10 protein-coding genes are annotated in these 14,505 nt (G+C 39.7%); all 10 read left to right on the forward strand.

All coding sequences use genetic code 11. From position 1 onward, the window contains the following. The first annotated feature begins 273 nt into the window (after nucleotides 1-273). The 10 genes from QUE09_RS06345 to QUE09_RS06390 all read left to right on the forward strand — a co-directional run bounded on the left by QUE09_RS06345 (nucleotide 274) and on the right by QUE09_RS06390 (nucleotide 14,467). A complete protein-coding gene (locus QUE09_RS06345) occupies nucleotides 274-1,131 on the forward strand; it encodes a TnsA endonuclease N-terminal domain-containing protein (protein WP_286235359.1) in 858 nt (285 codons plus the stop codon). Then, entirely contained in the window at nucleotides 1,128-3,362 is a 2,235-nt protein-coding gene (locus QUE09_RS06350) for a TnsB C-terminal domain-containing protein (protein ID WP_286235360.1), read from the forward strand. Before QUE09_RS06345 ends, QUE09_RS06350 begins: the two co-directional genes overlap by 4 nt. Next, nucleotides 3,362-4,807 (forward strand): AAA family ATPase, encoded by a 1,446-nt coding sequence (locus QUE09_RS06355; RefSeq protein WP_286235361.1) that lies wholly within the window; start codon nucleotides 3,362-3,364, stop codon nucleotides 4,805-4,807. The genes QUE09_RS06350 and QUE09_RS06355 overlap by 1 nt, the downstream gene beginning before the upstream one ends. A 3-nt stretch (nucleotides 4,808-4,810) precedes the next feature. Beyond that, nucleotides 4,811-5,773, forward strand: coding sequence for a TniQ family protein (locus QUE09_RS06360; RefSeq protein ID WP_286235362.1), 963 nt, complete (start codon nucleotides 4,811-4,813; stop codon nucleotides 5,771-5,773). Then, a complete protein-coding gene (locus QUE09_RS06365; protein ID WP_286235363.1) occupies nucleotides 5,748-7,184 on the forward strand; it encodes a TnsD family Tn7-like transposition protein in 1,437 nt (478 codons plus the stop codon). The genes QUE09_RS06360 and QUE09_RS06365 overlap by 26 nt, the downstream gene beginning before the upstream one ends. Before the next feature lie 19 nt (nucleotides 7,185-7,203). Continuing rightward, a complete protein-coding gene (locus QUE09_RS06370; RefSeq protein WP_286235364.1) occupies nucleotides 7,204-8,604 on the forward strand; it encodes a HigA family addiction module antitoxin in 1,401 nt (466 codons plus the stop codon). Between the two features lie 89 nt (nucleotides 8,605-8,693). After that, a complete protein-coding gene (locus QUE09_RS06375; RefSeq protein WP_286235365.1) occupies nucleotides 8,694-8,927 on the forward strand; it encodes a hypothetical protein in 234 nt (77 codons plus the stop codon). A 136-nt stretch (nucleotides 8,928-9,063) separates the two neighbouring features. Then, complete coding sequence (locus QUE09_RS06380) at nucleotides 9,064-10,161, forward strand: XRE family transcriptional regulator (protein ID WP_286235366.1); 1,098 nt, start codon at nucleotides 9,064-9,066, stop codon at nucleotides 10,159-10,161. Between the two features lie 9 nt (nucleotides 10,162-10,170). Beyond that, nucleotides 10,171-10,695: a hypothetical protein gene (locus QUE09_RS06385; RefSeq protein ID WP_286235367.1), complete on the forward strand. Its 525-nt coding sequence runs from the start codon at nucleotides 10,171-10,173 to the stop codon at nucleotides 10,693-10,695. A gap of 832 nt (nucleotides 10,696-11,527) precedes the next feature. Further along, nucleotides 11,528-14,467, forward strand: coding sequence for a serine/threonine-protein kinase (locus tag QUE09_RS06390; RefSeq protein WP_286235368.1), 2,940 nt, complete (start codon nucleotides 11,528-11,530; stop codon nucleotides 14,465-14,467). Nucleotides 14,468-14,505: the final 38 nt, after the last annotated feature.

The raw sequence follows: 14,505 nt of genomic DNA on the forward strand, positions 1-14,505 counted from the left end.
ATTAAATAAACTTAAAAAAGTCTTAAATTTTTTCACTTTTTTGACCCGAAAAAAGCTTCCACAACAAAATCATTGTTTCCTCCCAAGCAAATCAAAAAGTTAGCAAATCGCGCTAAAAAGCATCGTTGATATATTTCAATTATTTGCTCTTTTTTTAATTTGATAACACAACAAAAACGTTGTTTTTCATGTGGTTATGACAGTTGGCGGCTTGATCTTAGATCCTTTTTCGATCTCTAATATGTATTGGGATCAATGTGAGAAGGAGTACATATGAGAACGTTGATTTATTTAAAACCGCCAAAAACAGTAAAGAAATACAAGCAATGGATTACTGATATTTCTAATGGGGAATATCGTTCCTACCTGACGGTACGAGATGTTAATAAGATCGGGCGTCGGCATTGGATTTTCTGTGATATACAAAATCGCGAAGTACATCTTTTATCTGATGGTGAAAGACGTATGTACATGGAGTTGCTTTACAAGCCGAATACTGTAGCCATTTTTGAGCAATATGCCCTCGACCTTGACGAAACGCTTGATATTGCAGTTGAGCTTAACATTCTTCACCCAAGAAACTGGAAGACAAAAGAAGCCTATGTAATGACAACAGACTTCTTAGTCGAAACAGTATCTGAGGACGGTCAAACGACACAGCTCACAGCGTACACATTCAAGTACTGGGACCAAATCTTCAAGCTAAATTGGCTTGATGAAGTTGAGTACAAAAGTATGAGGACCTGGCAAAAATTCGCGATAGAGCGAGAATTCTGGCATCGTCGTGGCATTGACTACAGAGTAGTGACAGAGCGAGACGCTACTAAAGTGCAATATTACAACAAGTTGTTTTCAGAGGCTGCCAAAGACCTCGAAGTCTCAAATGAAGAGTTGACTACATTTTTGAACTGTTTTTGCGAAAAATGGCAACTTGCTCCGTGGCTGCAATTACAGGATCTAATTAAACAGGTCAGCAATACGCTCTCCATCTCGGATAGTTGCGCCCGGCAGCTATTCAGGTTTTCTGTGCTGTATGGCTTTTTGCCAATTGCTCAGAAATGTGAGGAGCACATGCTTCGTTGGTTTCGCCCTGTCTTATTAAGGCAGGATGAATTGGAGATGGCAGCATGAGGTTTGAAGGCGAACATCTATACAAAGATGAAATTGATTCCAAACTGGAACAAGTTACTTTGCAAATGTCTTACCGCATTTGTCATATAAGCTCCTGCCGCCAGTTTTATGCAATTGCCGACATGCTTCAAGCCATGAAGGTAACAAACCCTCCAAAACCAAGAGTGTTTAACAAAACACAGTTAGCGCAGTTTATTCAAAAGCAGGGGCTAAAGACGGGGGAATCTTATGAGTTGCCAGAGACGCTAAGTACTTCTGACAAGGTTCTTTTCAAAGAAGGATATGGCGTATGGCTCGCAAAAAGGGATTTTAAATTTAAACACATAGAGTCGTTAACTGCTCCGCATTTAGTTGAGCAATATCTCTATGGGAAAGGGTTGGGGGTCGAGATTGATGCGTTGCTTTCATTATCGACATTGAAATGGAAATCGAAAGGAGCGTATCACAATGCACTAAATCGATTTATCATTTTTGGTATGGTTCCAAATGGTTTAATTTCGTTCAAATGGGATAGTATTGGTAAAAATTATCCAGAAGCTGAAACCCCAAACGATCCAATAATTAAACGTGGAAGAGGTGGTAAAGATAATCGTAAAAGCCGCACGCAATTTAGAGGTATCACAAGTCTCGACAAAAAGAATATTGCAGAGGTCGTTAAGCAGTGGATCCGTGAGGGCAGGAAACTCAGTAAGCGTAAGGTATTTGAAAGTTTCGAAGATGCGTTTCAAGTTAAATGTATTCCTCGAACGGTAGGACAACATAAAATTCCATACTATGATTTGCTACCTCCTGAAGAGCGCATTTCACCCCGGATGTTCTATTACCATTTTAACCAGATTTTCAGTCGACGCGATCAGCTGGAAATGCGGGTAGGATCTTTCCAATTTAAGAAAGACTACGAAGCGCGTCAAGGCACAACATTAGAAGGCATATTGGGTGCTACATCTCGCTATGAAGTTGATGCCACTGTACTGGACTTGTATGTCCATTATCCTTACATAAAAAATCGCCGATACAGCATGGGGAGGCCTACTCTCTATTTTGTGGTTGATGTGTATTCAACCATGATAGTTGGATTTTACTTAGGATTTGGAGCACCAAACTCTGATGGCGTGGCGCAGGCTATGGTTAACGCTTGTATGTGTAAAGTCCAATTAGCAAAACGGTATGGTTTGGATATCGATGAGGCTGACTGGCCTGCTAATTTTATTCCTCAAGAAGTGACGATAGATAATGGAACTGAGTACCCCAATAAGCTGGTAGCCTCAATCCTGAAGTCAATGCTTGGGATAAAAGCATTTAACTTTACGGCAGTATACCGAGGAGACGCGAAGGGTACTGTCGAGGGCACGTTCGATATATTTAACGGTGAAGTGGCACATTTTCAACCAGGCTCTATATTCAAGGAGGTTGATCGCACTGAGCAACACCCATCAAATCAAGCTGTTTTGAACTACGACAGCTTGGTCCGTAAAATTATTCACTTCATCATTTTTCAAAATAAGTCCGCTAAACGTCTTGAGAAACATGGATTTGAGGCTATGGTGGATGATATTGGTCTTTCGCCAGAATCGATATTCCTTCACAGCCTAGACAAGGATATGGGCGGTGGGCGCAAAACGCAGGAAAATGATGAAGCTAAGCTTCGCTGGGCGTTTCTACCGGAAGAGGAAGCAAGGGTACGAAAGGACTGTATTTACTTTGAAGGACTCAAATATCACCACTCATACTTTCATGAAGAAGGCTTGTATCAAACAGCGGCATTAGAAGGTACATTCCCTCTAATTGTGAAACGGGTAAAGGACTGGACAAATCATATATTTTGCCGCGTTAAAACTAAGGATGATAGCGCTAAATTTAAGTACCTCACTCTCACTTTGAAAAACGTAAACAATGGCTCTCCATATTGGGGAATGCCTTGGGATATTGTTTCTCATCAACTCGAATGGCTCAAGATGAAAGTTGTTGCGCACGAGGAATATGCAGCACGCTTACGCCAACACATGCGCAGTATGGACGAGCCTGAGTTTGACCGTCTAATGGGGCAAATTGCACTACTGCCCGAGAACGAACGTAAATCTATCGTTCCTCGCATCAAAGAGTTTCAAGCTATTGGCAAGAAATTAAATACTCTGACTCATGCCCGAGATGTGATGGTTGCACTAGGGTTTGAAGGCGAGGCCGTAGAATTTGAATCACAACCAGAACTCACAACCACGGAGGGTTTTTAATGAGTTTACAAATCGATGCACAGTACCACAAACACCCAGTATCGCAGTTTAATGGCAATCCGCTTACAGAGGCTTTACCTTTACCTCTTAGCGTAACAGAGTTGCTTCGTCGTACGACTAAGACGATGGAATGTGACGCTGATTTTTGGTCGTTAGACCAACTCTATCAACGTGCAATCTTGCAGAGCATGGGATGCACCCACGTTCCGTCGGATAAGTTTGTCACGTTTTACCAAAAATGTTGGTCGCTTTTGCTGCATTCTTATGCCACTAGAAATCCTCTAGAGCCGACATCCATGGCACTAAAAATGGGGCTTGCAGAGGCTTACCACTCGAAACCCGACAGTTCCATAAAGCGCGGCATTGCTACTCATAAAACCACGGCATCTAGCGTCTTGGTTACTGGGTACAGTGGAGCTGGAAAAACTACAATGATCCGCAGTGCATTAGGAGTTATTCCACAAGTGATTCGTCACACTGAGTTTGATGGGAAACCTTACAACCAAAATCAAATTGTATGGTTGTCTTTGGATATGCCCTCAACGCCTTCGTTAAAAGCCCTGGCGCTCAATTTCTTCAAGGCTGTTGATAATGCCACTGGTACTACGGATTACTTTGAGCAGTGGGACGCTCGTAATCGTGAATCCGTTGATCGGCATTTAGCTGGAATGCAGTTGGTTGCTGCCACCCATGAGATTGGTTTAGTACATATTGATGAGCTTCAGTTCTTGTTGGCCTACGGCAACTCAGACAAAGCCCCAACCCTTACAATCCTTGAAGCCATGTTCAACAAAATTGGCATTCCGATGATTATCAGCTGCACTGATTCAGGGTTGCAGCTATTTTCGAAACGTGTTCTTGTCGATGGCAAATCACAACCTGAAATCACTACGCTACGCCGATTAGTCAATGATAGAGAGTTTCGGTTAACGACCTACTCGAAGAATGGGGATATGTTCTCTGATACGTTACATGCGCTTTATCCCGATTGGTCCCTCCTACATTGCAGCGAATTATCAACCGAGTTCGTTGCTAAGTTCTATGAGTACACCAGCGGGCTCCCGGCATTTATGACTCGCTTGGCACAAGTACATCAGGAGTATCTGGTGTTTCTATACAATGAAGGCAAACTTGAACCTGGCACATCGACAAATACAGTTCAATACTTGGAAACAGTATTCTTAAACCAGTTTCAGCTTTATAAGACGGCGCTGATGCATCTTAAAAGTAAAGATATACGTGAATATGAAAATGCCATTGAGGAAGTGCAAAAAACGGAAAATACAGAGTCTGCATTGCCAGAGAGCTCGAAAGGTTTTAAAGCGCCGCCCAAAAAGTCGACACCACGGTCGAGTCCCAAAGCGCCATTGCTTACCCCTGTGCTGGGAGCAAACATATCTTCTGATGCGAGTATAGGTTACTTTAAAACGGGGCTTAAAGACTAGGCTATGGCGACGATGCATTTTTTCTTACCACTGCTACCTGATGAGCACTACTTTTCGCGCATTGCTCGCATGGCAGTTCTTACACCCACTAAATCTGTGGCCGACTTCTTTAGATCTTGGTTTAGTGTGAATCAGTCGGTTAACCCTCTTAAGGATTATCAAGCCGTATGCAACGGCTTGATAACACATTCCAAAGCGACTATGTGTGAAGACTTGCTTTGTCGGCATACGAGTGCTGGTTTCTATAGTCATTTTCTTGATGTAGAGCGTCGTAGAGAGCTGATCAAAGGGAAAGCAAAGTGTGATCGTAAGAAGCTTTTCATTCCTGGATTAACCAAAGTGCAAAATGCAAATTGTTGGCGAGCGTGCCCGCAATGCATAGAGGAAGATATTGAAAGTTTTGGAACACCGTATTGGCATGTCAGTCATCAATTACCGACAGCTAAAGTTTGCACTAAACATGTGTTTAAAACGCTGATTGCAGGTTGCAACGGTTGCGGTTGGGAAAATATTGATTTAAGGAAAAATCCTTTGCCTGTGACCATATGTCCGAAATGTAATCATGATATGCAGGAGAGTTCACCAACCGCTACGGAAGCGAACGTTGCAATTCAAAGTATGGGACAAGAGCTCCATTTGAATTCATGCTCACTTCAGCGCCCAATGAATCAGCGGCAAATGCTTCGCTCAGTTGAGCATGCTTTTGGCCGCGCGATTCGAACCCGGAATCAAGAATATTGGGAAACTAAAACACAGGTAGAGAATGAATTCAGGCTTTGGACCTTGGAGAGCCAAATTGGTAGCTACTTCGATATCAAATCGCAAGCTGAACTAAATACAATGCTTTGCCTAGATTCGATAATTAATAGTCCATCAAAGGTAACTCCAATGGCTCACATTATTTGGCTAGTGTTTTTCAATCAAATTGGTCAACCCAATCATGTCGGGCTATCACTCGTCTCTTGAGGCAGACGAAATACCTTACAGTTGGTTAGTCGTATACTGCCAACTGTCAGGGCTTCCTTCTACAAGACTAATGCTTGAGCGAAGCCAATTGGCGCATTGTCAATTAGCTTCTCAACTCCCAGGGTATATCCCTTTCATCAGCAAAACTATAGGGGTAACAGAGAGTAAGCTCATTAACGAGCATACTACGCTTCCCCTTTTTCGATGTTTTTTACACGAAAAGACGTATTTTTCGGTGTTTAATAATCTCGCTGAAGGCAACGGTAGCAATCTTCATTCACGTATGTCGCTTATAGCCAATAGAGTTAGCTCCGGTACTGTTTTAAGGGCTTGTCCTGAATGTATTAAAGATGACTTAGAAAACATTGGTCGAGCATGGTGGCATTTACAACATCAACTTCCTGGCTGTTCAGTTTGCTTGAAGCATTGTGAACCATTGATAGAAGTAGAGGTACGACGTAGAGAGCTAATTCAGCCAACTCAGTTAGTAACTCAGCATCCATTAAACTTGAGTGAAATAGACATTCAACTAAGTGGTCTGATTGATGATGCATGGCACCGTAATCAGCCTGTAATTCAATATAGCGATATATTGAATCGATACCGACAGCGGCTTGTGGAAGTCGGTTTTGCACCTCACATAGGAGCCATTCGGCAAGAAAAGCTACGACAAGCACTAAGGGCATATTGGTCGGAGAGTAGCTCCCCATTAGTGCAACAACTGTTACTCGACAATAGCTACCCCGAGAATCTATTCAGAGCCCAAAGGGCACAGTTTCATCCGTTAAAACATTTATTGCTGATTGGAATGCTATGGAAATCTTGGCAGGAGTTCGGCGAATACAACAAAAATGAGTCTGAATTACATGAAAGCTGTGATGCTAATTTGTTGAATGTAGATAGCACCGATGCTGAAATTGTAAGCTTGCTTAGAGATGGACGCTCGCTGAGAGAAGTATCACAGCATTTCAAGCGCAGCATTATATATGTCAAAAAAATCGCGGTACAACACAATGTCCAAGTGGACAGACGACCGCAAAGGATATTTGGTGTAGATAGGGCTTTAATTATTGGAATGCTTAAAAGTGGCGTTAAAACGCGCCAAATCGCCCACAATGTTGATTGTTCTGTCGGGGCAATAGAACAGATACTTTCACAACATCCTGACATTGTGGAATGCCGGCAACAGATGCGTTTCAAGGCAAAATGCTTGGAGCATCAAAATTGTATTCTTAGTGCCTTATCGGAGCACCCAGATTTTCATCGAGGCGAAATTCAGCGTGAATGCAGAGCAAGCTACACCTGGCTCTTTAAGCATAATCAACAGTGGCTATACGAGCACGTTCCTCCGGCTATTCCTAGACAGTTTAGGTATCAAGGTGGGAAGAATAACCAAAAAAGTGAGCATTAATGACGGAGTGAATGTGAGAATGATTAAACCTCCACATCCAGGTGAAACGTTGAAAGAGCTTTATCTCGACCCTCTAGGTTTAGATATCGAAAACACAGCAAATAAGCTTGGAGTAAGTAGTATCCAATTGAAAGAATTCGTAAATGGCAGTCGAGGAATTACAAACTCTTTGGCTACTAAGTTTGCGGACGAATTTGGTGGCTCTGCACAATCATGGTTGAACCAGCAGAAACAATATGACGATTGGCAATCAAATAGAATCGAGTACACCGCAAATGGATTGAATGCGTTGAGATATCAGTATCAATATATGTTGGTAATTGACGTTGAACATACTTGTGACGCTAATAATGAAATACCCGTTGATGAACGAGAACTCATTGAATTGGGCGCAGTAATCTTGTGCAGTAAAACATTAAAGGTGGAAGCTGCTTTTTCTAGCCTGATTAAACCGGTAAAGCATCCGATTTTGACCGACTTCTGTGTTTCTCTCACCGGAATTAAGCAAGAAAGTGTTCAGCAAGCCGACATCTTCCCAGTTGTTTTTAATCGATTTTTGGTATGGCTTCAGGACTATCCTGGATATTTATTCTGCTCCTGGGGAGCGTACGATCGTGTGCAGCTAGAGTTGGATTGTAAACGGCATTGTATCGCCGAACTTCATTGCGAACAAGAGCTTAATATTAAAAAAGCATTCGCAAAAATAATGAAAATAAAGCCTCGGGTTGGATTAAAGAGAGCCATGGAATGGTTAAAACTGGCATATGATGGTGAGCATCATAGAGCGTTAAGTGATGCGAAAAATGCAGCAAAAATTTTGAATTTGTTATTGCAACCAGAGCGTTTGGGGACGATATCTAAAAATATCAGGTTAGATATCGATGCTCTAATTGAAGGGAAAGAGCATATTAAAGAGCTGAGTTCTGCTGGCTTTGTTAATGTTTCAAGTGAAAAGAAAACACTGCATCCAGCGAACTGCTTCAAGCAATTCTACTTACCAAAGCTTAAAGCCATTGGAGTAAGTAGCGAGGATATAATTGCACGCTTAGGTATATCAAAGGATCAGTATTGTGACTTCCTGAGTGGAAAAGTAGTTCTTACAAATAGCTTTGCTAAGAAGCTAGCGGCCTTAACAGGAATGCGAGCCGAATTTTGGTTGCGAGCTCAAGTCAAATTTGATGTTGTCACTGAGGATAAGAGTGTTGCGTTAAATTTAAAAGCCGAGTCTGATGAGTTATTTAAGCAGTTTGATAATTCTGAATTACAAGAGAAACTAAAAATCAGCAAAATTGCAGGAGCCGCTAAAGGAATCTTATCTCACATAAAAGCTAACCACAGTATTTCTGATGAAGAGTCGATTTTACAAGCGATAGAGCGAGCGGTTGAAGATAAAAATTCTTCCAAAAATGATAAGTCTTAATCTGGTCAAATATTGTAATGAAGCCTTGATTGGTCTGGAATATTAGAATGAGGGCATAGCTTTAGTATGGATTAAAAAGGGGCAGTAAAATGAATGCATTCAATATCACAATCAAATTTGACCTTAGCGATTACAATATGTCCATGGAAAACATTGATGATTTGCTTTTTGAAGGTGGCTTTGATGATGCTTTTGTTAGTCACTCAGGTACTGGCCAGGTTGAAATAGAAGTCAGCAGGATTGCTGAAACTGAAGACATCTTAAAGGAATCAATAATACGACAAGTTAGTCGTCTGTTCCCAAATGTAAAGAGCTTAAACTAGTTACTGTCAAAAGTATGGAGATGATTGATCGACAATGAGTGTTTGTTATTTAAAAAAGATCTACATGGGGTAAGTTTAATCTTGCATAAAATCATATGCAAGATTAAACTTACCCCATTATTGTGAGGAGAGAATTATGTCTAATGCAGTAGCTAGAAAGTTAGCTGCCTACAGAGAAATTAAACGCATTAAACAAGCAGATTTGTCTGAAGCCATGGGGTTTAATGATAGGCAGACACTTTCATCAATTGAGAATGGTGAAAGGGTTCTAAAACCAAATGAACTAATCAACGCCCTAAAATATATGGGAGTGGCGATGCAAGATTTCCTTGATCCAACTTCTTTAGTTGGTAAGGCAAAATTTTCATGGAGACAGCAAGAAGCATCAGAAGCAGAATTGAATGATACTGAATCGAAAGTGTCGAAAGTGATAGGTTTATTTGAACATATATCCAAAAGTTGTGATAGCTCTACTCCATTTTTACTTAAGCTACCTCTCAGTAAAGATAGTACTATCGATGATGCTCAGGAATATGCTGAAAAGCTAGTAGTGCACTTGAAACTTGGTGAATACCCAGCTAAAAATTTGATGGCCAAAGTGTTTGAATTGGGTATACATACTTTATATTTTGAGCTTAACAATAGAGTATCTGCGGCAGCTGTGAATGTTACAAAAGGTAGCTACATCATTGTAAATAGAAACGAAGTTTTAGGCAGGCGTAACTTCAACTACGCGCATGAGTTATTTCATATTCTTACATGGGATGCTCTTCCACCTAAACGCTCTGAGAAAGCTTATTCAATAAAAAGTGGGAAAAAGCCAATCGAAGAAAAGCTTGCTGATGCGTTTGCTGAAGCACTTCTGATGCCTAAGGAATCTATACTATCAAAGGTAAAAGCATCTAATGGTGTAATTGATGAAGTCTTTATAAATCATTTAGCGAACACATTTGAAGTAAGCGCTATGGCTATGAAATTTAGATTGTTTAGGCTGAGACAAATAACCCAAGCCCAGCTGGATGCAATTGATGATAATGCTCTTCGATTCAATGGAGATAAAGTACCTCAAGAGAAACCGCGTTTATTTAGTGAATTTTTTGTAAATACTTTGCACAAAGCTATACATAATGGCACTGTTTCTGCTCGTAAAGCTTCGGAAAATTTAGATATGGGCTTCTCAGAGATAAATAACTTGATGGCAAGCTATCATCTTGCACCTGCAATTGAACTGTAAGGGGTGGAGATGTTTCAAGATGGACCTTCGAGAGGCGATATCATTTTAATTGACACAAATGTAATTATTCATGCAGTTTATTTAAAGACTTGGAAGGCAATTGCTAGTAATTTTGAGTTACATACAGTTGAACAGGTGATTCAAGAAGCGTTGAAAAAACCACGTGATAAGCCTCCAATTTCCATTAGCGAAAAAGACCTGAGAGCATCATTTAAAGTAATTTATAAAGTAAGCGACGAACAATCGGCTGAATGGATAATTGAATATCCAGAACTAATGGATCTTGCTATTGATGGTGGAGAGGCCGCACTATTATCATATTTTCATGCCTGCGGTGATAAAAAAGTTTGGTTTTTATGCGGTCCGGATGTTGGTTCAATGAAGGGATTAAACACAATGGGAGCATTAGGGCAGTTAGTATCATTGGAACGTCTTCATCAATGTTGTGGTTTGCATAAAAAGTCTGTTGATAATCAATATACCCAAAAGTGGCATGAAAATACCGTTTATGATATTAAGTCTAACTTACGGTAATTTTTCGTAGGTATTGTAAATTTTGTTTATGGCTAAAAAGCTTCTTATTCAATAAAAACTCCTTGCAAACAGAGCTATTGTTCAGTGTTTATCTTTATTATTATGATCCTGAAAATGCAACTTGGTGCTGTGGGTTATTCCCTTATGTTTAAGGCATTTATGTGAAGAATCGTTCACATTTTTAATTGTATTTACTAACTAGATTTAAGAATCAAAGTTGAAAGCTATTCACAATTTTAATTGTCGAAATTGGTTTTGTAACCGATTGAATTTTAAGGACTGCTATTCACAAACTTAATTGTATGTAACCATTTGTTGTCAACCACGAATAAAGTTTGTGAATGGTAGATTGTAAAAAGGTGGCTTTTGCCACCTTTTTTGCATTCTGAGTACATTCAATCGATAAATTGCTGTTTATCGGGTGGCTCTGATGTACCAATGCTGCCTTTAAACAGTAGAAGCTTATGTAATCCTTGAAATTACCTTTTGCATTCAACTTAGCTTTCAAAGCATATTAAATATTTCATAACGCTTATCGCTTTTATTTAACCCACTTATATAACCGTTATTACTGTTTTAACTAAGTGGTTGCCTATGCTTAATTAAGTTTTTGAATTTTAGTTGTTTTTACTGTTATAAAGCGTTGAACGGGTGAGTTTAGCGTTATACTTTTTTGTTTCGCAATATAGAAAAGCTTTATCACACATGCACCTCTATATGAGGACTTTGTTTTATAGCGAGTTATTTGTATTGATGTACAAAATTTTGGTTTATAAAGTTTATCGAACAGTGGTATCTTATGGCGGCATAAACATTCGATTTGTTAAGCCACATGTTGTACGAATATTTTGTAAAGGCCATTTCCCTTTCTCCTAGTGAACAAAAATTATTACTTGCTGAAGTTAGCACTGAGCATCCTGAGTTATATGATGAACTAGTTGAGATGATTGCAGATGATCAACGTCATCAGACATCAGGTACTACGATATGGTCTTCTTTACTTGCCAACGAAAGCGAAAATATCTTTGAATCAGCTCAAGATCTTATTGGTAGAACGATGGGATCTTTCACGCTCATAGAGTTATTAGCACAGGGCGGCATGGGTAGTGTTTACAAAGCGTGTCGAAGTGATGGGCAGTTTGAGCAAACAGTAGCCATTAAAGTGCTCTATCAATCTTTAGAAAAAGTTATCGGAGAAAAAGCACTGATCCGCGAAGCAGGTTTTATGGCCAAACTTGCACACCCCAATATTGGTAAAGTGTTTGATGCGGGTCTTAGCGAATATGGCGACCGATACATCATTATGGAATTCGTTGATGGCTGTACGATTGATAAGAAGTTCAGTCAACTAACGGTGTCGCTGAATCAAAAATTGTCTTTATTCAGTAATATTTGCGCAGCAATTAATCACGCACATCAAATGCAAGTGGTACATGCCGATTTAAAACCTTCCAATATTCTTATTGATAAAGCCAATGAAATAAAAGTACTCGATTTTGGTATATCTCGCATGTTTAATAGCAGAGAAGGAGATAAAAATTCAATTTATACCATGTACTTAAATGCAATGACCACGAGTTATGCAAGCCCTGAGTTACTCGCCGGTGGTCGTCCATCTATGCTGAGCGATATCTATGCGCTAGGAAAAGTTCTAGAAAATTTGATTGTTAAACCTTTAACCAGTAAATCACGTTATTTGGCAGAGCTAAACAGTATTGTTGTTAAAGCGACTGCAGAGCGATTAACTGACCGATACGCTTCGGTTATTGAGTTACAGCAAGACATTGAACGATTTATTAATAAAAAAGTGGTAAACGCCTACAATGCAAGCCCTTGGTATCGTTTTAAAAAGTTTGTTTTTGTTCGTCATCGAATAGCTTCAGTCAGTGCTTTTTTAGGTTCGGTATTTATTTCGGTATTACTTATTAGATTGTTTTTCCAAAATGAAAGCTTGCTTAGAGCGAATGAACAATCAGATTTAATGACGCAAAAGTTAACGCAAATTTTGGCGTTGATGGACAGAAAAAAAAGTAATGGTGTTGATGTAAATCCAGAAAGATTGCTGGCAAGTACCCTGGAAATTCTACAAGACGATAGATTAAATCCTGATTCGGTCGCACAGTTAACCTTAACATTGGCTAATAGTTATAACAGTAAAGGGTATACTGTTGAAGCGCGGAGGTTGTATAAAAAGATCATCAAGGATGTAACTCAGTTAAGTGATCCCGATATAGCGTATGAGGCTGCATCTAACCTAATTCAAATGTTAACGCATTTGTTTGATCTTGATCTAATTGATGAAGATACCAATCAATTGGTTGCACGACTTAGTTTTATTGATGACGATAAGATTGTACCTGACACCATCACGCAAGCATTTTTCTATCATCGTTATATGGATGGCACCAAGTATACCCAAGCAACATCAGATGCTAGAGTTGCAAGTGGAAATAAACATACCGAGCTTTTACGTGGGATAATTAACCATTTTTGGGATGCGTTGTCTTTAAAGCAACAGGCTGAAGTGACTGGCTTTTTAGCACGCGGCTTGCTGACCCAATTTGAATTTTCCAACAATACCATTTACCCGTTTGAACAATATCCAGATAATGTCATTAATGACCACATCGCCCCTGTATTACGTGAGAGTGTTAATTTACTGGAACAATCTCTGTTATTGCATCGAGAAAACAATGGCTTAGATGATATCGCCCGAGGTGAACTGGTTTTAGTAAAACTGTATAATTATCTTAATCAACCTGATGTTGCAGATGAACACGGGCGTATTGCCATTGAGTATAGTGAACGTGTGTTGGGAGTTAATCACCCCAATTTAATAATGCGTTATGGCGAACTCTCCAAAGGCTATTTATATTCCAACCCACAAAAAAGCGTGTCATTAGCGTATAAAGCAGTGTCGCAAGCTGAGCAATATACCGATATCACTGGCGGACATTATTTACAGGCGATGAATGTGTTACTCAATGCATTAGAAGGAGCTGGTGAATTTAGTCAATACCAAGAGGTTGCTCAGCGTTATTTTGACTATTATTTAGCATCGTCCAGCCAAGAAAGAACACCATTCGTTGTTGGTTTAGTCGCAAATGCGATGAAAGGGTATTACCGCACGTTAACGGCAGCCCCACCAGAAGTAGAACTACTTTTAAACTCCATTAAAAATGATATCCAACGACTAAGCACTACACAAACAAGAAAAAATGTCGACTATGGGGCAATAATTAACGAAGGACTCATTGATGACTTAGACATTATTGCAAAGCTTACTTATATCGATACGCCAGCTCCTGTTTTTATTGAGAAATATCAAGAATATACGAATGAAAAATCGGCGTTATCAACACTGCGTGAGCGTATTGAGGTTTTTTGGTATAAGGCGTTATTTTCACAGTCACTCGACGTAACAAGTGTATGGCATTTTTACAAGGCAGTACCTTGGAGTGGCTATGAAAAATCATACTCTATTTACAAATTCGATTTAGATTTAAAAGTCGCAATGATCATGATGAATGCTGAGCGATTTGATTACGCTGAGAAAATGTTAAACGAAGCAAAGTTAATATTGTCCAACAAAGTATTGTCGCAAGATAATGCATGGCAAACGAAGCTTGGCATAGTCGAAGCGGCGTTTTTAGCGAATAAGCGCGATAAACAGCAAACTCGCGAATCACTATCGTTATTAAAAGGAGCTTTGAACACTCATTTTCCTGGCGACTCTTTGTATCATCAATTTGTAGCGCGTTTTGAAAAATAACGTTAGTCATTGTGGAATATTGATTGTATTACGTCAGC

Source organism: Thalassotalea sediminis (genome assembly GCF_030295915.1).
GTDB lineage: Bacteria > Pseudomonadota > Gammaproteobacteria > Enterobacterales > Alteromonadaceae > Thalassotalea_C > Thalassotalea_C sediminis.